Source organism: Wolbachia endosymbiont of Drosophila bocki (genome assembly GCF_028982005.1).
GTDB lineage: Bacteria > Pseudomonadota > Alphaproteobacteria > Rickettsiales > Anaplasmataceae > Wolbachia > Wolbachia pipientis.
In genome coordinates this window covers 1-503 of the sequence record NZ_JAPQLG010000149.1, presented here as the reverse complement: position 1 = coordinate 503, position 503 = coordinate 1, and the positions used below count along the sequence as shown (strand labels likewise).

Below are 503 nucleotides of genomic sequence, written 5' to 3'. Positions count from 1 at the left end.
TGCACAAGGGAGCTTGACTGTGAGACTGACAGGTCGAGCAGGGACGAAAGTCGGGACTAGTGATCCGGCACCGGCTTGTGGAAGCGGTGTCGCTCAACGGATAAAAGGTACCCCGGGGATAACAGGCTGATCTTCCCCAAGAGTCCATATCGACGGGATGGTTTGGCACCTCGATGTCGGCTCGTCGCATCCTGGGGCTGGAGTTGGTCCCAAGGGTTGGGCTGTTCGCCCATTAAAGCGGCACGCGAGCTGGGTTTAGAACGTCGTGAGACAGTTCGGTCTCTATCCGCCGTGCGCGTTGAAACTTGAGAAAGGCTGACCCTAGTACGAGAGGACCGGGTTGGACGTACCTCTGGTGGGCCAGTTGTCACGCCCGTGGCATTGCTGGTTGGCTACGTACGGGAGGGATAACCGCTGAAAGCATCTAAGCGGGAAGCCTGTTTCGAGATGAGGTTTCGTGTGAGGTTCCCTGTAGACGACGGGGTTGATAGGCCGGATCTGGA

Annotated in this window: 1 rRNA gene; it reads left to right on the top strand. The window is 57.9% G+C overall.

From position 1 onward, the window contains the following. Positions 1-503: ribosomal RNA gene (locus OZD61_RS03235) — 23S ribosomal RNA — on the top strand; the annotation flags it as partial.